The organism is Mesorhizobium dulcispinae (assembly GCF_033977345.1).
GTDB lineage: Bacteria > Pseudomonadota > Alphaproteobacteria > Rhizobiales > Rhizobiaceae > Mesorhizobium > Mesorhizobium dulcispinae.
Map to the genome: position 1 here is coordinate 30755 of NZ_JAVIIY010000008.1, position 22597 is coordinate 53351.

The following is a 22597-nucleotide window of genomic DNA, read 5'->3' on the forward strand; positions in this document are numbered from 1 at the left end:
ATCGCACTATCGGATGCCGGAACTAGAGGCTATACCGGCTCCGGAGAGGGGCCAAGGTAAGCGGGGATCATTGAATCGATCTGCACGCAACCTAAAGGATTGCAAAGCAAGGCATTGAACCCGTTTACATCGCTCCGGCGCCACCTGACGGCCGAAAAGGTCAACCTCTACTTCTCAATGGTCTGTTTCTTCTCGCCGCCGGTGCTCGGATCGGTGGTGAGCTTCGTTTTTCATGGTGGAGCGCTCTGGTCGGTGGTGCTGCTGGCGGCTAGGCGACGCCGCTTGAACATCGACCCGTCGATGGTTGCCATGACCATTGCAATTTATGCCTATTGCCTGGCGATGGTTTTGGCGTCGATCGTCAACGGTACGCTGCGGACCGACGTTGCGTATTTCCTGCCGCTGATCACCTTGTGGTTGTTTCCGATCTCTTATTCGACCTGGAGCATCACCGACAAGGCGGCCCTTGTACGCATTGCCGTGCTCGCCAGCGCGGCGGCCTGTGTGGGCGCGCTAGTGCTGGCAGTCGTCCAATATTACTGGATCGGCATGCTCCGGGCCGAAGGCGGAGCCGGAAATCCGATCGTGTTTGCGACGGTCACCTGTCTCGCCGTGATGATATGCCTGGCAGGCGCTCTGTCAGGGATAGAGCAAGCGTGGGAACCACTCATCATCGCCGCCCTCGCCGGCGTCGTAGCAACGCTATTTTCGGGCTCACGCATGGTTTGGGTGGCCTTGTTGATCGCGGTTGTTGCCGTCCTCGTGATCAATCGCCGGAGGTTCGCCCGGGCGAATATAAGGCGGTTGCTGGTGGTCGTTGGAGCATCAAGCATGCTGACAGCGGCAGTTACGTCCCCGATCATCGTGGATCGCACTCATGTCCTTTTTAACGACTGGGATGCCCTTGTCACCAAAGGCGATCATTCCACCCCGCTCGGACTACGTGTTGGGCTCTGGGACATAGGGTTCGATGCATTTCGCGAAGCCCCGCTTTTCGGCCACGGCATTTCCGCGAGTCGAGGGCTTACAAGGCAGGGGTTCAAGAAGTACTTTGGGCTGAGCCAAGGTTTCAACCATTTTCACAACGGCTTTCTGACGGCGTTGGTGCAGGCCGGACTTTTAGGCGCAGTTGCACTGGCGGCGATCTTCGTCGTCGCGATCTGGAACGCGACAAGGGTGCTGCGTTTCAGTGCCGATGCGTTGGAGCGGTTCGGGGCGACGATGATCGTCGTCACCGTCATAGTGTACCTTGTTGGTGGGCTGACCGGCATCCTTGTCGGCCACGACATTCTTGATTCAACGCTGATGGTATTCCTGATTTCTGGAACATATCTGGCTTGCGGGCGCACCGTGCCGCCGATCGAAAAAAGCTCCTATGACCATGGTCCAGTTCGCCAGTTGGGCTTCACAAGGACCTCGACCGAAAGCCGGTCCCTATGACTGCCGTTCGATATTCAGCGAGCCACGCGGGCAGCTTGTCCGACAAAGTGCGGACAGGCAGCCCAAAGTCGCGGCATGGTGCTGCATGTACAAATGATTTCGACCGCGATAGGCGCGCCGCTTAGAAGGCAATTTTTTGACGATGCGCCTTCGCCAAATCCCCGATCCGCCACCGGTGACGATGGCAACTTTGCCAGCAAGTCGCATATCTGTTCCTCCGTTGCTGGAACCACCGGGGAAGATGCGCACGTCTCACAGTCCGATTAACTGAACGCCCTTTTAGCTTTCCTTGTTTGAGGTCACCCGCAGCGGGAGTAATAGTCGGCTCGGAATTGCGAGGAGGAGACGATGACGCTGAACTTCGACCCTAGGGCGAAGGCCACGACGCTCTACCATGGCGAATTCCGGCCGATGTTCATCGGCGGCAAGTGGGTCGCGGCGCAATCCGGTGAGGAGATGCAGGCGCTGAACCCGGCGACGGGAGAGGTGCTGGCGACGGTGCCGCGCGGCTCGGCCGTCGATATCGATGCGGCGGTGGCTGCGGCGCGCGCGGCCTTCGAAGGTCCCTGGTCCGAATTCTCGCCTTACGAGCGGCAATGCGTGCTGCTCAGGATCGCCGATCTGTTCGAGAAGCATTGGGAGGAACTCAGCGTCTCCGACACGCTCGACATGGGGCTGCCGATCACGCGTACGCTGGCCAACCGGCGCCGGGTCATCGGCATGCTGCGCTTCTATGGCGGCATGGCGACGGCGTTGCATGGCGAGGCGATCGACAATTCCATTCCCGGCGAAATCGTCACCTTCACCCGGCGCGAGCCGGTCGGCGTCGTCGGCGCGATCATCCCCTGGAACGCCCCGACCGCCGCCTCTATCTGGAAGATCGCGCCGGCTTTGGCGACGGGCTGCGCCATCGTGCTGAAGCCGTCGGAAGAGGCATCGCTGACGCCGCTGCTTATCGCGCGGCTGATGCAGGAGGCCGGCGTCCCCGACGGCGTCGTCAACATCGTCACCGGAACCGGCGCCGAGGCCGGCGCAAGGCTGGCCGAGCATCCGGACGTCAACAAGATCGTCTTCACCGGCTCGACGCTGACCGGCCAGGCCATCGCGCGGGCCGGTGTGACCAATCTCAAGCGGGTGTCGCTGGAGCTTGGCGGCAAGTCGCCGGTCATCGTCTGCCGCGACGCCGATATCGACAAGGCTGTTCCTGTCGCCGCCATGGCGGTGTTCGTGCATTCCGGCCAGATCTGCATCGCCGGCTCGCGCCTGTTCGTGGCACGCGAAATCCACGACGAGTTCGTGCGCCGGGTCGCCGAGTTCGCCGGCAAGCTGCGCATCGGCCACGGCATCGAGGCGGAGACCGAAATCGGGCCGCTGATCAATGCAAGGCAGGCCGGCAGGGTGGAAAGCTACATCAAGGCCGGCAGCGACGAGGGCGCCAAGCTGATCGCCGGCGGCTCGAGGCTGACGGGCAAGGTCTACGACGGCGGCAACTTCATCGCGCCGACCGTCTTCGGCGCGGTGTCTGACAAGATGACGATTGCGCGGGAGGAGATTTTCGGGCCGGTTATTTCGGCTCTCCCCTTCGACACGCTGGATGAGGCCGTCGCGCGCGCCAACGCGACGCCTTACGGTCTGGCGGCCGGTATCTTCACCACCAATCTCGGCACGGCGCACAAGCTCGCGCGGCGCGTCAAGGCGGGCTCGGTCTGGGTCAACATGTACCACGCCATCGATCCGGCCGTGCCGTTCGGCGGCATGAAGATGTCAGGCTATGGCCGCGAGGGCGGCGTCGAGCATCTGCACGAATATCTGGAGACGAAATCGGTCTGGATCCAGACCGACTGATATTCGGCCAAGGTCGGGCCGCGATGACGGGTACGCAGAGGCCCCGTATGTCTGCGTGACCTCCAGCAAGAAGCGCGGGCACGATCTATATCGGCGTCACCGATGATCTTGGCCGCCGCATGTCCGAACACAAGTCCGGGCAAGGGTGGCAGTTCACCAGTCGCTACGGCGTGCCCTACGGATCGTCCAGGATCGACTCGAATTGGAAGTCGTTAAGGTTCGGCAGTTCGGGCCGATGTGGAACTCGACCTCCCCCTGCCGCAAAAGCGCAAGCACCGCCTGGGGCGGAGTCTTCAATCGGCGGCGATCTTGCCATCGCAAGCGACTATGAGGCGGTTCCGGCCACCTTCAGGTGACTTGCCAGGGCTGCCCTCATTCCAACGGTTGCAAGGGGTGCTGCCGCAGCGACCCCGCAACTCTATTGGGCGACCTGGGACACGGCTGACATCAGCTCCTGAGGGCTTGCCGCCCGAAACATGTATCGCCCACCCTCTGGAACCTCCGTGAAGCTCCAGCGGACGATCCCCTGCCGGTCCAGGAGGAACTGGCCGATCAGTTGTCCGTGTCCCGTTGCCATCATCTGTTCGTCGGCTTCGGTCACTTCGTAATGGTCCCTCTTGTCGAGGAATTCGCTGGCCGCAAAAGGATCCATTGGACCGGGCAACTCGCCCGGTATGTCGACCCGCATATCCTTTGCCGCTGCCATCGAGACCTTGTACGGCCAGTTCGTCTCGTCTTGGGTGAATTCGAGATTGGGCAGTCCAAAAGCACGATGTGAAGCGCGTTCGGGGTCGGAGGCCGCAAGCAGGTTCGGCATCGGGTGGTAGCGGAAATAGAGGCGCGCCCGCTCGATCGGCGTGTTGACCACCGTCAGGCTCCCCACGCCCTTTTCGCGCAGCTCCGGATCAAGCCGCGCCTGGGCGGCTATATGGCGCCGGCAAAACGCACAATGCAGACCTCGAAACAGGCCGACCAGCACCGGTTTTTGTCCGCGAAAGTCGTCAAGCGCGATCTTGCCTTCCTGGGTAATGGCGTCGAGTACCACGTTTGGCGCACGATCGCCCGGTTGAAGCGGTACCAAGTCAATACGCGCGGACATTTCCAACCTCCCTCCCGGCTAGTCGAGAAAAGGCAGCACCACAAGCGCTTCCGGGTCGAGCCCGTGCTGGGCGCATATGCCCTGCGCCAGGGAAAAGTAGCGCTCGGCCTCGGCCAGATTGTCGAGGTCGAGATTAAGCGTTGCGAGACCATCATAGCACGGAAACAGCAGTTGGGGTTCGCCCGTTTCGCGGGCTACGTCCAGTGCTTCGTGGAACAACGCAACCGCCAGCTCTGGACGGCCGTTGCACTGGTGGATCTGCCCCAGCACGATCAACGGCACCGGCAGGTGCTCGCGCTGGTCGAGCGCCCGGTCGATCTCGATGGCCTTCTCGGCAGCAGGCACGCCCTCCGTTGGACAGCGATCCGTGAAAGTACAACAAGCGACCGCCAGATTGGCGAGGAGGCGCGCCTGGAAACCCAAATCACCAATATGGCGCGCCACTTCAAGACCGCGCCGACAGACGTCCATCGCCCGTGCCGGATCGATGGTCGTGTAGAGCACGCCGAGATTGGTGTAGCCGCGGCAGGCCGTGCCCGGGAGACCGGCGGCTTCGGCCAATTCGATGCTACGCTCAATCTGACGCACGGCTTCGTGGTTTCGCCCAAGGCGAGCCAACGCGACAGCCTTGGTATTGAGCGCCTCGGCGGTCACAAGAGTGGCATCACGCCCTACCTCGGAGACATGCTCCGCTGTCAGAGAGCGCACACAATCCAGCGCCGCGTCCGCCCATTTTGCCGCGAGAGCGTGATCTCCGCTACGGAACGCCTGTCGGCCACGTTCTTGCCAGAGATGCGCCTGCTCGACCGGGGCATCCGCGCCATCGAGAAGCGCTGCCGCTTCGGCATAACGGGATTCCGCGTTGTCCCGCTTGCCGACGTCCCAGAGCAGCCGACCGATCTTGCGCAAAACCCGCGCCGAAGCGACGCGATCGGCCGACTCGCGGTATGCCTGCAACACCATCTCGTAGTGCTGGTGCGCGATCTCGCGGCGGCCTAGCGGGCCGCTCAGATCGGCAATGCGCTCTGCAATTGCCAGTTTGAGCGGTGTTTGACCGACCGCGCCCAACGCGGTCATTGCTCGCTCGTAGAAACGAAGGGCGTCGTCGTTGGCATATATCATGCGGGCGCGATCGCCTGCCGCCTGCAGGTAATGCGCGCCCCTCTCCCGCTCGGCGCTCTGTGCGAAATGATGACCGAGCACGGTCAAATCCTCGAGCCGTTCCGGCTTGTCGCCGTACAGTTGCTCCAAGGCAGCACCGACCCGCCCGTGGATGTCGGTCCTGCGTTGCAGGAGCAGATTCTGGTAGATCACGTCCTGCAGCAACGTTTGCGTAAAGCGGTAGCTTTGCGACGAGACCGAGCCTGATCCGGCAACTTCCTCGATGATTTCCGCATCGCAAAGCAGTTCGCAGCCGGCTTCCAGGCGGCCGGGGTCGGCTGTCACGGCTTTCAGAAGTGTGGCATCGAAGCGCGGGCCGATAACCGCGGCCTCCTGGGCCAACCGGCGCACCTCTTGGGGCAGCCGGTCGACGCGAGCAAGCAACATTGCCTGGATCGTGGCGGGAATGCCGCTTGCGACTTCGCCTGCCGCAGTCCGCCATTGCTGGCCCTCGCGCATCAGTACACCGCGATCGATCAGGCCGCGAACGATCTCTTCTACAAAAAGGGGGTTGCCGCCCGCGCGCTCGAGGATCTGGTCGGGAAGCCCTCCTGCTGAGTTTACCCAGCCCTCGCCGAAAAGCGCGGCCAGCAGGCTGCGTCCGTCATCACTGGTGAGCGGCGATAGCCTGAGCGCCGTGTGACTGACCCGGCTTGAGTCGAGCTGGTCGTTGTGCGGGGCCGGACGATGCGTGACCAGCAACATCAATCGCGTGCGTTCCAACCTGTCCATTACGAAACGCAGTGCCTCGAGCGACACGGCGTCGGCCCAGTGCAGGTCTTCGACGACAATCAACAGCGGCGACAAGGCAAGCCGCCGTTCGATGATTGTGCGGACTGCGTAGAGAATTTGCCGCCGCAGCTGCTCGGGCTCGACGTGCTGCAAGGTGGCGTCGGGGTCGCCAAGGCCAAGTACATGGTAGAGCAAAGGCATCAGCCGCTTCGCCTCCTCGCCCTGCAGGCCGAGATCGGCGAGCAAGCCTGCGAGCTTCTCCCGCATGTCGTCCGCATTGTCGTTTTGCATCATCCCGGCAGCGCTGCGCATCATTGCGCCCAGGGCACCATATGATTGTTCGCCCAGCGGTGAGCACGTGGCCTGCCGCACGGCGACGTTGCGAAAACGATCCTCGTCGCCGACGCGGGCGACGAACTCCTTCACCAGCCGCGATTTCCCGATACCGGCTTCTCCGACGAGGCGGACAAGTTGCGCCGAGCCGCCGCACGCCTGATCAAGGCTCGCCAGCATTCTATTGAGCTCCGCACCGCGACCTATTATCGGCGCATTGAGGCCGAGCGCCTCGAGCCCACGCGCGGCACGCGGCGCCGCAAGCGGTCCTTCCAGTCGATGGACGAGCACGCTGCCGGCCTTGCCGCGGAGCACGACATCACCCAGCGACTCATAAGAGAAGGCATGCCGGGTCAGCCTGTGAGTGAGCTCGCCGACCAGCACCTCGCCCGGTGCGGCCAGCGATTGCAGGCGTTGCGCCGTATTCACTGTATCGCCGGTCACCGAATAGGATTTGGCGGTGCCGATGCCCAATCCCCCGGTAACGACCGGACCAGTGTTTATGCCGACGTGAAGTAACAGGGGCGAGCCGGAGTGGAAGGTGCTTTCGCCGAGCCGCGTCGTCCGGGCGATCATGTCGAGAGCGGCGCGAAGCGCACGTTCCGGATCGTCCTCATGCGCCACCGGCGCACCGAACAGAGCGAGCAGTGCATCGCCGATGAATTTGTCGACGAAACCCCCAAAGTTTCGCACCGCCGCCGTCAATTCCTTGAACAGTTCGTTCTGCAGCGCCTGCATGACCTCGGGGTCGAGCTGCTCGCTGAGTGTCGTGAAGCCGCAAAGGTCGGCGAACAGGACCGTTACCGTCCGGCGATCGGCATCAGAGACGGGATGCAGACCGTCTTCGCTTTCGATGTTCGCAAGCAGCGACGGAGTTCGAGACGGCGGCACAATGGTCCGGCTTGGTGTCGGAGCAGGCCGTTCGACGGCTTTTGCGGGCGCGCCGACGCTTGCCCCACATTTCGGACAGAACTCGAAATCAGGTGCGCAGGGGTAGCCGCAACTGGCGCATGGCACGGGCTGGCGCCTGCCACACTTCGGACAGAAGGCGTAACCGCTCTCAACCTGGAAACCGCAGCCCGAGCAGTCCATAGGACAAGACCTCACTTGCGGCCGTGACGGCGTGATCTCGCCACGCAGTTCACGGCCAGCGTGTTCACAAGGATGAACCCTTCGCCGTCGACCAGCAAGCGGCAGCGCATATAGGCATCGAATGATCGGGCGGGTCCGGTGGCGGAGCGCTGCCGATTCGAGCGGTCGCGTGGCCGTCGTTTGCGAAAGTTCCCTCTTACGTTCCGTCTACCTGCTATCGTGGAGATGAGGAGACGGACCTATGAGCGAGAATCGCAAGCCCCGGCGCATGGACCTCAGCTCCAAGCTGCCGGGCATGAGCGCTTGCCATTCAAGCCTGTCTTCAAGTCCTTTTGCCTGCCTCCAACTTCGCCTCGATCTTGACAGAGCGGTGCTGCCATCCGATGCCGTCATCCGTTTTTGACATTCGCCGGTTCTTGCCGAAGAAAACGAAAGCTGATGATTCAGGACAATGCTACCGCCGGCGCTGCGGTACCGATGTTCAATGCCGAGCGAACCGGGCGCGGGTAGGACGGCATGGCGCATAATCCCTTGGTTTCAATCGTGGTTCCTGCGCACAACGCGGAGGTGACGCTGGCGCGCGCACTCGATTGCCTTCTCGATCAGGAAATAATGGATTGGGAGGCGATCATCGTCGACGACGCCTCCACGGACCGCACCCCCGCGATCATCGCCGGTTATGTGGAGCGCGATGCCCGATTTCGGACGTTGAGGTCTGGCGCGTACAGCGCCGCCGGCGCGCGCAATAGCGGGATTTCGACAGCGCGCGGCCACTGGCTCATGTTTCTGGATGCGGACGATTGGGTGGACGCCAGCTTCCTTGCCAAAATGCTGGCCGCACTGAAAACCGCTCCCGATGCAGCGGCCGCCTATTGCGGTTTTCGGCGCGTGATGCCCGATGGCGAACTCACCCCGTCGAGCATCTCAACGGAGGTTGCGATCCAGCCCTTCGAAACATTCGCCCGCCAGCATGCCGTTTGCACCCACGCGGTGCTGGTCGACCGGAAGACAATTGTCGAGTTGGGCGGTTTCGATGCGTCGCTGCGCACCTGCGAGGACTGGGATCTGTGGCAGCGCCTCGCACGTCTAGGCAAGCGTTGGGTGATGGTCGACGAGCCGCTCGCTTTCTATCGGGTCAGCCCCAACTCGCTCTCCCGCAATTCGACGCAGATGGTGGCGGATGCGGAAATCGTGATCGCCCGCGGCTTTTCGCCTGATCCCAGGGTCAAACACCCGGCATCGGCTCATGCCAATGGGGCGATCGAGGCGAACGGCCGCAGCGCTTCCGAAGCACTCGCGTGGTTCGCGCTGTGGAACGCCGCGTCGGATTGCGGCCGCGGCTCGCGCTCGATCGACCCGCGGTCCCTGCGCGCGCTCCCGGCAGGACGCAAGTGGGCGCGCGAGATCGCCGAGATGGTCTTCGATGGCCTTATGGCAGGAAGCCTGTCGGTGCCAGCACAACTGGCTGCCAGGTGGGATAGGTTCGGCGGCCCCCTCGCCGAGTTGATCGTCGAACTCGGCAAGCTCTGGGGCGATCCCGTAGCGGGTCGCCGCGCCCAGTATCACCTTGAGCAAATGCTTCTCGACTTCGACGACCTTGCCGCGCCGCGCAAACTGGGGCGGACGCTTGGAATTCGCGTCGACGCTCGAAATCCGACCTCGACCGAACTTCCGGAAGGAATCGATCAAATTTACGCCTGTCTGATGATCGATGGCCGGATCGAGGCTCGCGTCCAGTTCGGCGCGCTCGGGAATGTGACAAGGCGTCACTGGATTGAATTGACCCTGAACCTCGTGCCCTCCGAGCGGCTTGCACCACAAAACGGCGCCGGCGCCGATACGTCAAACATGTTTGCTGCAGAGGCATTGTCTTCGACAGCGGGAGACCGGTCTGATGGGGACAGCCACTTCGGCAAACTCGCGCGATTGGCGGCGGAAGCGCAGCGGCTGGTTCGGGCGAGCGCCGAACCCACAGGGCCTCTTGCGGCGCCGCGCCGTAAAGCGGCCGCGGATGGCCACGACAATGATCGCACGTCGTTCTGGAATCGCCATTTCGCGACCGAGGATCCCTGGAACTACGGTTCGCCCTATGAGCAGGAAAAATATGAGCGCCAGCTCGAAATTCTGCCTGCCGGTCCCATCGGACGGGCGCTTGAGCTGGCCTGCGCGGAGGGCCACTTCACGCGGCAGCTGGCGCCGCGAGTGGGCCATTTGACCGCAACCGACATCTCCGCCATTGCCGTCGGGCGGGCGCGCGCACGATGCAGCGATCAGCCGAATGTTGACTTCGGCGTACTGGATTTCTCGGCGGACACGCTGCCAGGCGAGATGGATCTGATCGTCTGTTCGGAAGTGCTCTACTACCTGGATGATCTCGCCGAGTTGCGGCGCATCGCTAAAAAACTCGTCGAGGCGTTGGCGCCCGGCGGCAGTTTCATCAGCGCACATGCATTCGTGCTGCGTGACAACCCTGAGAGGACCGGCTTCGACTGGAACACATTCGGTGCGCAAGCGATCTCGGAGACGCTCGCAGGGACCGAAGGCCTCGTCCTCGAGCGATCGATCCAGACCGAGCTCTATCGCATAGACCGCTTCCGCCGCCTGTCACCAGGCGACGCGGCGATGGAGCCGATGATTGATCATGTGCCGGTCCGCGCGTCCATCGAAATCGGCGTCGCGCGAAAAATCGTCTGGGGCGGCGCGCGATCATTGCGCCGCGACGTCGCACGTAGCGAACGGCGGCAGCGTATCCCTATCCTCATGTATCACAGCGTCGCCGATGATGGTCCGGCCGCGCTCGCCCGGTTTCGGTGCACGCCCGCCGCATTCGGCAGTCAGATGGCGTGGCTGCGCGCCAACGGCTTTCATGCGGTCGTGTCCGAGCAGCTGGAATGGTTCATCGCCAACCGTCAGCCTTTCGTTGGCCGCCCGGTGCTCATCACGTTCGATGACGGCTTCCAGAACTTTGCCGACCATGCCTGGCCGACCTTGCGCAAGAACGACCTGACCGCGGAAGTATTCCTGGTGACGGACCTGGTGGGTGAAAGTGCACGGTGGGACGCCGTCAGCGGTCCGCCGACGCCGCTTATGGACGCCGGGACGGTGCGACGCCTCGCCGGCGAAGGTGCGTTCTTCGGAAGCCATCTGGCGACGCATCGCGCGATCGACGGTCTGTCGAGCTCTGACTTGGCGGCCGAGCTCCTGCGCTCCCGTATGTTCATCGAACGGTGGACCGGTCGGCCAATCACGGCGTTCGCGGCGCCCTACTCTGTCACCGACCGACGGCTTGGTCGGCTGGCCAGGGAGTGCGGCTATCGGATCGGCTTCGGCGGCAGGCACGGGCCGGCGGACCTCGATTGCGATCCCATCGACCTTCCCCGCATCGAGATTCGCGGAGACCGCTCGCTCGATGACTTTGTTGCCATTCTCGAGGCCGCGCTAGAATGAGGCGGCCGGATCAGACGCCAGAGGCTCAGGTCGCCTTGATCCTTGCCTGGCCGATCTTGCGCCATCGTGCGTTCTCGCGAACCAGTTTCAGGCCGTCGGTCGTCTCGGCAAATGTCTGCGATCGGTATCGCCGGAGCAGGTCCGGAAAGATCGCCCCCTCCGGCAGGCCGGCAAGCTGCTCGCGGACCGAAATCTTTTCATCGATGACCCGCGTGCCCCAAGCATTTTCCCGAACCTTGAGCTCCGCAGCTAGATCACGCTCTTCAGGCGCGTTTTCGTCCAGCGCTGCCAGCAGGATCGAATGGAAAAGCGCGACGTAGCCAATCTGTCTCAGGCCACCCACAACCCGCACCCGCGGCAATATGGCAAGGACGAGGAACATCAGGAACAAGTTCGGCAGCAGCATGCCGTCCATCAGCGCCTGCCTGAGATGCGGCCGTTCGAACGGGATGGAAAGACCATGCGGCCTGTCAGGCTCGATCAAGCGCCCGTTCTCGAGGACGAGCTTGCGCACACGCTCCTCGCGGATGCCCCAGAAGTAATCCGTGGCATTGGGCAGGAATCTGCCAAACGGGCTCGATGCGGCCTCCTGCATGGCATGTTCGAGACGCTGGCGCCTGGCGGGTTCGATGAGCAGCCTGGAAATAAGGCTGCCGTCATATTCCAGATGCCGCGCCATGGCAGCCGCGGCGAGCCGATCATCGATGAAAACCGGCCGGGCCATGCCGGAACGATCCCAATTGGCGACCAAATCCTCGTTGAGGGCTGTCAGCGCATCGGCGGCGGTTCCAAACACCTTGTCCTGACTGGCAAGCAATGTGCCCAGCCAGCGGCTGGCATCCGTCTCATCGCCCACCGCTTCGAGAGCGCGCTTGTTGAGGGAGACGGGACCGGCCGCGCAGGCGCTTTTACGGCACAGTTTGTGGCGCCCCATGCCAAACAGGTTGACCTTGTCGTCGCCGACATCGAACCATCCCGGCCCCTCGCGGCCAATTGTCTCCATGGTCATCGTCGTTCCCATGAAGCCGACGAAGGCCGACAGCTCGTTCTCGACCGCGCCGAGCCAGGCAAATAGAAGGGCATCGAAGGTGATCCGGTCCATCAGAAGCAGGCAATGCAGGCCGGACTGAATCACCGGCCTGTGCTCGAACTCTTCGAGGGCCTTGCCGATCTCCTCAGGCTGCATAATCACGCCGAGGCGCTGATGCAGGACGTCGCGCAGGATCGAGCGGGCAGCGATCGCCGGGCCCGATTGAGGCCTTGCCACCGGCCGCCACAGATGGCGGGCGTAGTCGGAAACCGGTGCATCCCAGTTCTGCTCGATGTCTCGCACGACTTCCGGGCAGAGCAGCGACAGCACAGCCAGAACTTCCACCGGAGGCGCAGGAGTTGGGTCAAAGACGGCGGTCATTGGTTCCCGTCAAGCCGCTTGCGGTGCAAACACCAAGGGAGACCAGACTTGCTGAAGCGCTCGGCCAACGCAACTCGATCAAATGGTGTGAGGCGAAATTGACCGTATCCTACGGAGTTCTCCATCAGCAATCACCTGTTCGCCGGCTCGGCACGATTGTCGGATTGGCTAAACAAATGAGGCCGTATCCTAGAACCGCAGCCGGGCCATGCTCAGGAGGTCGTGGTACTGCCCGTCGGTAAAACCGGCCTTCACATGCCGACCTTCGACCTCGAAGCCGTGGCTTGTGTAGAGACGAATGGCCGGTTCGTTGTCGGCATAGACGGTCAGTTCGACCCGCTTCAGGGCCCGCCAATTGTCGGCCACGTCGAGCAGCGCGCCAAGTATGGCCGAACCGATGCCCTTGCCGACAAAGGCATCGTCAAGGCCGATATTGATCTCGCCGATATGCGAACGGCGCGGCGAACCTTGCACGACCAGGCTGCCATGGCCGACGACCTTGCCCTCCAGCTCCGCAACGATCCAGGTGGTTTCCTGGCCGGACTTGGCGATGCGCCGCTCCACCTGCTCCACCCTCTCGAAGGGCATCCTGAACGTGCCCCAGCGGAAGCCCGGCATGTTGAAGATAGCGCAAAGCGCCTCCGCATCGCTTGGCCGCACGGATCGGAGCTGCGGCTGGATTTTCTCGGAGGATGGCGAGGTCTTGCTGGTCATGGCGTTCCCGGCGGAGGCAATCGGCCCGGCACGATGCACCGGACGTCACCTGAAAATCCAGCCGTCTCTGCACCCTATGATGCCGGTTGCGAGGTAAAATACCGGGAGGCGGCGTAGAGTTTGAAGACGCCACTGAGGCCGATCCAGCCGAAAAGGGCGAGCCAAAACAATGTTCCGGTCGCCGTCCAGTCGATCCGGTGCACCGCAGCGTCGGTGATGACGAGTCCAAGGATGGCAAGCAGGCCAACCAGAAACTGCGCCAAGCCGAGCACCAGCAGTTCCTCGCGCGGCGCGCTTGTCCAGACGAGATATGTGCCGCCCGCCCCGGCGAGGAAGATGGCGCTGTAAACCTGGGCGTGGAAGGCATCGACCGGCCATGGCCAGATGCTGCTGAAAGTCAGGGGAAACACCAACAGGCCGACGCCATAGAGCCCAAGGATTGCCGATTCCGCGGGCATGTAGCCGCGCCATGCGGGGCTTAAGGTCACGCCTTTTGCAGAAGGACGGTCCCTGGCCTGCCACAGGAACAGCCCGGATACCGCGACCGAGCCAAGATAGACCAAGAACCAGAGCCAGGGCGCTTTGCGCTCGAAGTTGAAATAGCCGAGATTGATGAACGAAGCCGCGGAGACGATGATGGTGAAGATGAAGGCCATGACGAGCACGAGCCTGCCGGGCGACCAGCGGTTCCAGAACAGCAGCGCCGCCATCACGACCATTTCGGCGGTGTAGAAGCCGCCGAGGAAGCGGGCATTGAACGGTGTGACGGCCCAGGGCCAGCGCGGCTTGACCAGCACAGGCGCGAAAAACAGGCCTGCGCCTACGATCAGGACGATGATGACCACCGCAGAGAAAAGGCGCAGGGCCGCGGGAAATGGCGGGTTGTTGGATGTCGGCATGGGAGAGGGTCCCAAAGATGAATGCCTATGGGCCATCATAATGCGGCTTGCGGCCGGTGAAAATCGGCCGAATGGAGATTGAACTGTCACCAGGCCTGTCTATTCGAATGGCCGTACGGTCTGTTTCGACGTAAAATGGAGCACTCGGACCAAAGAGCGGTCCGGCCAACAGCCTCGAGGGCGCATTTTCTGGAGCCTGCACGATGAACGAAGCTCAGGATCTGTTCTCGCTTCTGCGGCAGTCGACCGATGTCGATCCCCTGGCAATCGACGCGATCAAGCGAACCATCGCGGAGGGCGAGGATCGCGAGCTTTGCCGCATCAATGTGCCGGCCTTCGCCGGCAAGCATGGCCTCGACGAGGAGCGCGCCATAGGCGCCTTTCTCCATGCGGCGCGGGTGGGCATCTTCGACATTTCCTGGAATGTTCTGTGCCCCGGCTGCGGCGGCGTGCTCGACACCAACGCCTCGCTGAAGACCCTGCAGAAGGATGAATACAGCTGCGCGCTGTGCTCTCAGGGCTATTCGCCGACGCTCGACGAGATGGTCGAGGTGACATTCACTGTCAGTCCCCGCATGCGCAGGATTGCCGCCCACAATCCACACGAACTGCCTTTGGTGGAATATTTCCGCCAGATCTACTGGGCGTCCGGCGTCGACGTGCCGGATGAGGATTTCGCGAAAAAGATGGAAGAGTTCTCGATGGAGGACATCGAGCTTGGGCCCGGTGAAAAGGCGGTTCTGCCCATACAGCTTCCGCCCGAGTTCATCATCGTCTTCGAGCCGGTCACCCATTCGGCGCAGTTCATCGACGTGAAGGGCGAACCAACAAAGGAGCGCCGAAGCCTCTCGTTGGTCTTCGACCGCGACCATGTCCAGAGCCAGACGCTGGAGATGCAGCCTGGCCCGTTGCGCATTTCGCTGGAAAACAGGACCGACACCCGCGTGCTGCCGGCGGTCTTCATCGCCGGCCATGCATTGCATGATTTCCTGGGCAAACGCCGGCCCTTCCTCACCGCCAAGCGCCTGCTCACCAACCAGACGTTCCGCGATCTCTATCGCACGGATACGGTCGACATCAACCAGCGCCTGAAGATCACCAGCCTGACATTCCTGTTCACCGACCTGCGCGGATCGACCGCGCTTTACGAGCGGGTGGGCGACCTTTCGGCCTTCGATCTCGTGCGCGCGCATTTCCAGGTTCTGCATGAGATCGTCGCGGCGGAGGCAGGCGCGGTGGTGAAGACGATCGGCGATGCGGTGATGGCGACCTTCGCGACGCCTGATCGGGCGATTGCTGCGGCCCTCAGGATGCGCGAGGCCATGCGTGCGCTCAACGACGAGAGCGGGCGCGAGGATCTGCTGCTCAAGATCGGAATCCATGCCGGCCCCTGCATCGCCGTGTCCATGAACGAGCGACAGGACTATTTCGGCCAGACGGTCAACATTGCTTCGCGGGTCCAGAACCTTGCTAACGCACAGGCGATCTTCGCCACTCGTGCGGTGGTCGAAGACACTCTCACCGCAGATCTGTTGCACAGGAACGCGCTGATGCCCGTGCCCCACGAGGTCTCGCTGCGCGGCATTGAGCGAGAGATAGCAGTATATACGATCCCCTGAAGACTAAAGCATGTCTCCCGAAAGTGGGAACCGGTTTCGGGAGACATGCGTAAAATCAAAAACCTAAAGCGCATGGAGCGAATCTGAAAGATCGCGACGCGCTTAGGGTCGTCTCGGCCCTCAAACGCGCCTGCAGACAAAATATCGATCGGCGGGCACAGAAGGCGGCAGCGGGAGGCGTAGCAGCAGCGGGTGATCGAGCGGCGTGCCGCTGACCGCGAGGCCGCCGACGCGAAGCAGGCGCGCCGTCAGATCGGGAAGCCAGGTAGAGGTCACTGCATCGCGATCTTCATAGCCCGTGCCGATATCGGCATGAACAAGAGCGGCCTCGATGCCAATGAACCTGCTCGCCGTCTCGCGTATTTCGCCGAGCACGAGGTTTTCAGCTTCGGGAATTGAGCTGGCGTGTGCGGCCAACGCCCGGTCGAACGCCACGATCCGGCGTCCGGGCAGGCGCTCGCGCAGGTGGTGGAACGTCCGGCCATTGCCGAGGCCGAGCTCGAGGATGGGGCCCTCGATCTTAGCCACCTCCGCGCAGACTTGATCGAGAATGTCGCGCTGTGCGGTCAGCCTGCGGATGAAACTCTCGAGCCGACTCATATGGGTTTGTGTGTCCTGAACCAGCTCAAGAGACCGGCAATGCCCGCAACCAGGGTGAAACCCAACAGTGACGTGTTAGGCCCGATCGAGCCTCGCCGCATATAGAGGCGAACGGTGAACACTGCAACAACCGAACAGGCCGCCGACAAGCCGGGTGGAGTCTGCGGCCCGGTGCGCGACAGAATACCGATGTCACTTGTAGGGGTCTGCGGCGTCCCGCAGGCCGTCGCCGAGGAAGTTGAACGCCAGGATGACGAGAATGACGGGGAGGATCGGCAAAAGCAGCCATGGATAGAACGCGATCACGCTGACGCTGCGCGCTTCGGTTAGCAGGATGCCCCAGCTTGTTGTCGGCGCCCTCAGGCCGAGCCCGAGGAAGCTCAGCGCCGTCTCGCCCAGGATCATGCCGGGTATGGAGATCGTCGCCGTCGCGATCAGATGCGACATGAAGCCGGGAATGAGGTGCCGCCGGATAATGCGGCTGCTGCTGGCGCCCATCAATTGCGCGGCCAGAACGTAATCCTCCTCGCGCAAGGCCAGAAGCTTTGAACGCACAGCCCGCGCCAGTCCGGTCCAGTGGATCAACCCGAGGATGACGGTGATGCCGAAATAGATCAGGACCGGACTCCAGGTTATCGGCATGATCGCCGCCAGAGCGAGCCATAGCGGAATGCTGGGGATCGATTGCAGAACTTCGATTATCCGTTGAACGACCAAGTCGAAGATACCGCCGTGATAGCCGGCCAGTCCGCCGATGACGATGCCGAGCACGAAGCTGAAACCGATGCCGACAAGGCCGATTGTCAGTGAAATGCGTGCGCCATAGATGATGCGCGAGAGCACATCGCGCCCCAGCCTGTCGGTGCCGGCCAGAAAGAGCTGGCCGTTTTCGGCTGGGCAGACAAGATGCCTATCGCCTTCGATCAGGCCCCAGAACCGGTAACTGTCGCCCTTGCAGAAGAAACGGATCCGCTGAACATCATCCTGTTTATCGATGTAGTTCCGCTTGAGCGTGTCCATATCCAGCTTCATCTCGCGGCCATAAACGAACGGCCCGACGAACTGCCCGTTGTGGAACAGGTGCACCCGCTGCGGCGGCGAATAGATGTAGTCCATGTTGCGCGTGTGCAGATTGTAGGGCGCCAGGAACTCGCAGATCAGTATCCCGAAATAAAGCGCTGCCAGGAATATGCCGGATATAAGGGCAAGCCGGTGCCGTCGGAATTTCCACCACATCAGCCGCAACTGCGACGCCTGAAAGACCTTCGACTGCTCCGGCGTCATCGCCTCGACCGACTGCAGGTCAAAGGGCGCAATCGAAACGTAGTGTTGCAGTGGGGCGCCCGGAGCGGGCAGCGGCGATTGCGTGTTCATTTGGTGCTGCCGCCCTGCAAACGAATTCGCGGATCAAGCAGCGCCAGCGCCAGGTCGGAAATCAGGACACCGATGACCGTAAGGAAGGCGAGGAACATCAGGAACGACCCTGCCAGATACATGTCCTGGCTTTGCAGCGCCCTGATCAGCATCGGCCCGGTCGTTTCCAAAGACAGCACTATTGCCGTGATTTCGGCGCCGGAGATGATGGCCGGCAGGATAGAGCCGATGTCGGAAATGAAGAAATTGAGGGCCATGCGCAGCGGGTATTTGACCAGCGCCTTGAAGGGATGAAGGCCTTTGGCGCGCGCGGTCACGACATACTGCTTGTGTAGCTCATCGAGCAGATTGGCGCGCAGCCGCCGGATCATGCTTGCCGTGCCCCCGGTGCCGATGATCAGGACCGGGATCCAGAGATGGGCGAGGATCGACTTCGCCTTGGCCCAGCTCATCGGATCGCCGAGATATTGCTGGTCCATGAGATGGCCGATGGACGTGCCGAACCAGATGTTGGCGAAATACATCAGGATCAGCGCCAGCATGAAGTTCGGAATGGCAAGGCCGAGAAGGCCGAAGAAAGTCAGGCCGTAGTCGCCCCAGCTGTATTGATGCGTGGCGGAGTACATGCCGATTGGAAAGGCGATGAGCCAGGTGAAGATGATCGTGACGAAGGAAACCAGCACGGTCAGCCACATTCGGTCCCCGACGACGTCGCGAACCGGCAGCTCATATTCGAAGGAATAGCCGAAATCCCCATGCAGCATCCCCCCGACCCAGTAGAAGTAGCGAATGACCGGCGGCTTGTCGAAACCATACTCCTTCCGCATCATCTGGATGCGATCGGAATCCACCGCTTCGCCCTGAGCCCGAAGCTCGGAAACATAGCTGTCGAAATAGTCGCCTGGGGGAAGTTCGATGATCGTGAACACCAGCGCCGATATGATCAGCAGCGTTGGAACCATCACGGCGATGCGCCAGGCAATATATCGAAGCACGCTCAGGACTCTCCCAGCCAGAATGTATCCGGCATGTAGACACCGAAATAGGCCGTCGGGTCGTAGCCGTAGAGCGCCTTGTCAGGCAGATTGCGCAGCCGCGAGGACGCCAGAACCGGCTGATGCGTTCCGTTCACCGTGCCGATCGAAAAGACCTGATCGGTGTAGATCGACAGCATCGAATTCCAGATTTCGGCGCGCTCCGCGGCTTCGGTCGATGCGTTCCAGCGCTTGAGCAAAGCCATCAACTCGGCCACAGGTGGAAGGTCGGGCGCCTCACCGAGCGTGCCATGAGACAAGTAGTGGGCACCCCAGAGCGGCCATTGCAGCTGGTCGTCGATGGTGGGGGCCAGCTGGTACGGATTCATGTCGGCGGTCGGCACGCCATTGTCGATGCCCGACCACATCGACATCATGATCTGGCCGCCAAGCGCGCGGCTGCGGAAGATGTCGCGCTGCGAAGTCCGGACGAACAGAGCGATGCCGACCTTGCGCCAGTGATCGGTGATGAGTTCGAGCGCATCGGTTTCCAGTGTGCTTTCGCCAGCCGTCTCCACTATGATCTGCGCCGGGCGTCCATCGGGAAGTATCCGCAGGCCGTCTTCGTCACGCGTCTGAAGCCCGACCTCGTCGAGCAGGGCATTGGCTTGGTCGGGATCATGCGCGACCCAGGCTTTCGCGAATTCCGGCCGGTAGAGCGGGCTCTCCGGCAGGACCGTGTCGGCACTTTCCTGCGCCAATCCGTAGAACACGGCCAAATTGATCTCGCGCCTGTCAACAGCGAGCGACAGTGCGCGGCGCACGCGCACGTCACGAAGAAGGTCACGCCACACCTGGTCGGCGCAATTCAGATTGGGCAGCAGCGCCAGCCGCGACCCCTGCGTGCGTTTCCAAAGATGCAACTTCACCGGGTAGCGCTTCTCCGCGTCCTTCAGGAAGGAGTAATCGCTGAAGTCAATTCCCATGCATTGCAGGTCGCTCTCGCCCGCGCCGGTCTTGGCGGAAATGATCGCCGGCGAGCTGACATTCATGACAATCCGGTCGACATAGGGCAGTTGCCGGCCATTCTCATCTATTCGATGAAAGAACGGGTTCCGCTCGAAGACGAACTGCTCGGCCGGCGGCTTGGTCCGGTTTCGCCAGGGATCGAGCGTCGGCAGTTCCGGGTTCTCCGGGCGATACTGTCGCGACATGCGGATATGCAGAAGCGTCCATTTCCTGGCCCTGTTCTCCTCCATCAGGCCGGCGAGCCGGAATGGATCCTGATATTTCTTGTGGAACTGCTTGAGATAGGCGGCCGGCAGAACAAGCGATAGCGGCGCAGCAGCAGCGAGCTTGGGCAGGAAATCGGGATTGGGCGCATCCCAACTATAGCGGACCGTCAACGCGTCGACGATCTCGAAGCGCGGCGGCTTGCCGTCCGCCAGCAGGGCCGGGGCGAGCTCGCCTTGCGAAAGCTCATCGTTGAGCCAGACATCTTCCCAGCAATAGCGAAAATCCTCCGGCGTCAGCAGGCTGCCGTCAGACCATTTATGTCCTTCCCGTATCTTGAAAGTGAAGACGCGATCATCCGCTACGTCGAAGCTTTCGAGAATGTCGGCTTGCAAGTTAAGCTTTTCGTCGTAGCCGACCAGGCGAGAATATCCGTAAATCGTCATCATCCGGATATCTTTCTGGCTGCCGATGATCGTGCGCAGCGTGCCGCCGTACTGGCCGGGCTGCCGGCCCATCGCAGCGAGATTCAACACGCGCGGGTTCTTGGGCAAGCGTTCGGCGAGCGCCGGCAGCGCCAGGGCCTTCAGCAGCGGCTGAAGAAATTCCGGCTCCAGATCGCCGGCGCGCAACGTGCTCGGCACAAATGCCGAAGCCATGAGTCCAAGGATGGTGCGCCGGCTGATCAATGGCGCAACTCGCTGACATCGGCCGAACGTCGGGCCAGCACGAGGTGGCCGCCGCCAAGATCGAGCGGCGACAGCATATCCTCGCCGCCCTCGTCGCGGAATTGCGGACCCCATGCGCTGGTGTCGGAAGCGCCGCTGAGCTTCAGCGTCTTGAAATCCATCGGCCTGTCGAGGTCGGGGAAAGGCACTGCGGCGACCAGTGAGCGCGTGTAGGGGTGGATCGGCTTCCTAAGCAGAATTTCGCGCGGCGCAAGCTCGACGATGCGTCCACCGCACATCACCGCGATGCGGTCTGCCATGTAGTCCACCACCGCCAGATTGTGGGATATGAAGAGGTAGGTCAGACCCAGTTCCTTCTGCAGGTCCTTCAGAAGGTTCAGGATCTGCGCCTGGACAGAGACATCGAGCGCCGAAACCGGCTCGTCGCAGATCAGCAGTTCAGGCCCCAGCGCCAACGCGCGCGCGATGCCGATACGCTGACGCTGCCCGCCGGAGAAACTGTGCGGATAACGCTTGATGAAGCGCGGATCGAGCCCGATCGCCTGCATCAGGCTCTTGACCGTGGCGAGTCGGGACGCGGCATTGCCACGTTGATGGATTTCCAGCGGTTCGCTCAAGATGTTCTCCACCGTCATGCGAGGTGAAAGCGATGAAACCGGATCCTGGAAGACCATCTGGATTTTGGCGCGCAGCGTGCGCAGGGCCTCCCCCTCGCCTGCCAAGACGTCGATCGGTCCATCGCGGCCGTTGAAGATCACAGAGCCGCCGCTGGGCGTGACAGCCCGCATGAGGATCTTGCTGACGGTGGTTTTGCCGGAGCCGCTTTCGCCGACCAGACCCAGGCACTCACCCCGCCTGATATCGAAGCTCACGCCGTCCACGGCGCGAACAGAGGTTTGATGATCCCCGCCGAACAATCCGGACTTGCGGATGGTGAAGGTCTTTTGCAGATCCCTGACCGACAGCAGGATATCGTCCGGCCCCTTCGATACCGGCGCCGTCTGCTTGCCGAGCAGGTTCCCGACATTCACCGGCACCTCGCGCAGCGCCTTTAGCCTTTCGCCTGGCTTCAGGTCGAAATGCGGAACGGCTGCCATCAGCCCCTTCAAGTAAGGGTGGCCCGGCCGGCGGAATATCGCCTCGACGGGCCCCGCTTCCATGATCTCGCCATGGTACATGACCACCACCTCGTCGGCGACATTGGCGACCACGCCGAGGTCGTGCGTGATCAGCAGCATCGCCATGTTCAGCTTGGTCTGAAGCCCGCGCAGCAATTGCAGGATCTGCGCCTGGATGGTGACGTCCAACGCCGTCGTCGGCTCATCGGCGATCAACAGGGCGGGCCGGCAGATAAGAGCCATGGCGATCATGGCGCGTTGACGCAATCCTCCCGAAAGTTCAAAGGGATACATGTCATAGGCGCGCTTGGGATTGGGAAAGCCGACAAGGCTGAGCATTTCCTCGGTCCGCGCCTTGCGCTCCGCCCGAGTCATGAGCGTATGAATCTGCAGGGATTCGCTGACCTGGTTGCCGATCGTGTGCAGCGGCGACAGCGATGTCATCGGCTCCTGGAAGATCTCGCCGATGCGGCTGCCTCTCAACGCCCGGATTTCGGGTCCATCACGCGGCATCTGCAGGATATCCTGCGTCTTGCCGGGCTTTTCGGGATCGGAAAACAGGATGCGGCCGCGAACATGGGCCGAGTTCGGCAAAATGCCCATCACTGCTTGGCTGAGAACCGATTTTCCGGAACCTGACTCGCCCACAAGCGCGGTAACCTTGCCCGGCAGCACACGAAGATTTGCGCGCCTGACGGCATGCAACGGCCCCCCGACAATGGCAAAAGAGATACCTACGTCCTCGATCCGCAGCAGATCAACGCCCGAATTCATTATCACACCAGCCCCACTCTGGCAGGTCCAGAAGGCGAGACTA

General features: G+C 62.1%; 15 protein-coding genes. 5 read left to right on the forward strand and 10 right to left on the reverse strand.

All coding sequences use genetic code 11. From position 1 onward, the window contains the following. Nucleotides 1–114 precede the first annotated feature (114 nt). Together RFN30_RS18240 and RFN30_RS18245 are read left to right on the forward strand one after the other, a co-directional pair. Nucleotides 115–1440: an O-antigen ligase family protein gene (locus RFN30_RS18240; RefSeq protein ID WP_320263723.1), complete on the forward strand. Its 1326-nt coding sequence runs from the start codon at nt 115–117 to the stop codon at nt 1438–1440. 348 nt (nt 1441–1788) lie between these two features. Further along, complete coding sequence (locus tag RFN30_RS18245; protein WP_320263478.1) at nt 1789–3285, forward strand: aldehyde dehydrogenase family protein; 1497 nt, start codon at nt 1789–1791, stop codon at nt 3283–3285. A 418-nt stretch (nt 3286–3703) separates the two neighbouring features. On the opposite strand, the gene RFN30_RS18250 is transcribed toward RFN30_RS18245, so the two are convergent. Further along, nucleotides 3704–4384: a redoxin domain-containing protein gene (locus tag RFN30_RS18250; protein WP_320263479.1), complete on the reverse strand. Its 681-nt coding sequence runs from the start codon at nt 4382–4384 to the stop codon at nt 3704–3706. Nucleotides 4385–4402: 18 nt separating this feature from the next. After that, nucleotides 4403–7702 (reverse strand): adenylate/guanylate cyclase domain-containing protein, encoded by a 3300-nt coding sequence (locus RFN30_RS18255; RefSeq protein WP_320263481.1) that lies wholly within the window; start codon nt 7700–7702, stop codon nt 4403–4405. A 241-nt stretch (nt 7703–7943) separates the two neighbouring features. Between RFN30_RS18255 and RFN30_RS18260 the strand changes: the two genes are divergently transcribed. Together RFN30_RS18260 and RFN30_RS18265 are read left to right on the forward strand one after the other, a co-directional pair. Then, on the forward strand, nt 7944–8105 hold the full coding sequence (locus tag RFN30_RS18260) for a hypothetical protein (RefSeq protein ID WP_320263482.1): 162 nt from the start codon (nt 7944–7946) through the stop codon (nt 8103–8105). 113 nt (nt 8106–8218) lie between these two features. After that, a complete protein-coding gene (locus RFN30_RS18265; protein WP_320263483.1) occupies nt 8219–11149 on the forward strand; it encodes a trifunctional glycosyltransferase/class I SAM-dependent methyltransferase/polysaccharide deacetylase in 2931 nt (976 codons plus the stop codon). Nucleotides 11150–11174: 25 nt separating this feature from the next. Here RFN30_RS18265 and RFN30_RS18270 read toward each other — a convergent pair whose 3' ends face one another. From RFN30_RS18270 to RFN30_RS18280, 3 genes are all read right to left on the reverse strand, one after another. Then, entirely contained in the window at nt 11175–12524 is a 1350-nt protein-coding gene (locus tag RFN30_RS18270) for a hypothetical protein (RefSeq protein WP_320263484.1), read from the reverse strand. 225 nt (nt 12525–12749) lie between these two features. Next, a complete protein-coding gene (locus RFN30_RS18275; protein WP_320263485.1) occupies nt 12750–13274 on the reverse strand; it encodes a GNAT family N-acetyltransferase in 525 nt (174 codons plus the stop codon). A gap of 74 nt (nt 13275–13348) precedes the next feature. Further along, complete coding sequence (locus RFN30_RS18280) at nt 13349–14173, reverse strand: hypothetical protein (protein ID WP_320263486.1); 825 nt, start codon at nt 14171–14173, stop codon at nt 13349–13351. Between the two features lie 203 nt (nt 14174–14376). Between RFN30_RS18280 and RFN30_RS18285 the strand changes: the two genes are divergently transcribed. Further along, entirely contained in the window at nt 14377–15792 is a 1416-nt protein-coding gene (locus RFN30_RS18285; protein ID WP_320263487.1) for an adenylate/guanylate cyclase domain-containing protein, read from the forward strand. A 120-nt stretch (nt 15793–15912) separates the two neighbouring features. Here RFN30_RS18285 and RFN30_RS18290 read toward each other — a convergent pair whose 3' ends face one another. The 5 genes from RFN30_RS18290 to RFN30_RS18310 form a co-directional block, all read right to left on the reverse strand. Beyond that, nucleotides 15913–16392, reverse strand: a complete 480-nt coding sequence (locus tag RFN30_RS18290) for a class I SAM-dependent methyltransferase (RefSeq protein ID WP_320263488.1) — start codon at nt 16390–16392, stop codon at nt 15913–15915. Between the two features lie 192 nt (nt 16393–16584). Next, nucleotides 16585–17766 (reverse strand): ABC transporter permease, encoded by a 1182-nt coding sequence (locus tag RFN30_RS18295; RefSeq protein WP_320263489.1) that lies wholly within the window; start codon nt 17764–17766, stop codon nt 16585–16587. Then, nucleotides 17763–18761 carry an ABC transporter permease gene (locus RFN30_RS18300; protein ID WP_320263490.1) on the reverse strand — a complete coding sequence of 333 codons (999 nt, stop codon included), beginning with the start codon at nt 18759–18761 and terminating at the stop codon, nt 17763–17765. Before RFN30_RS18300 ends, RFN30_RS18295 begins: the two co-directional genes overlap by 4 nt. Before the next feature lie 2 nt (nt 18762–18763). Continuing rightward, nucleotides 18764–20632, reverse strand: a complete 1869-nt coding sequence (locus RFN30_RS18305; protein WP_430699063.1) for an ABC transporter substrate-binding protein — start codon at nt 20630–20632, stop codon at nt 18764–18766. A gap of 26 nt (nt 20633–20658) precedes the next feature. Next, nucleotides 20659–22554: an ABC transporter ATP-binding protein gene (locus tag RFN30_RS18310; RefSeq protein ID WP_320263492.1), complete on the reverse strand. Its 1896-nt coding sequence runs from the start codon at nt 22552–22554 to the stop codon at nt 20659–20661. Between the last annotated feature and the right edge of the window lie 43 nt (nt 22555–22597).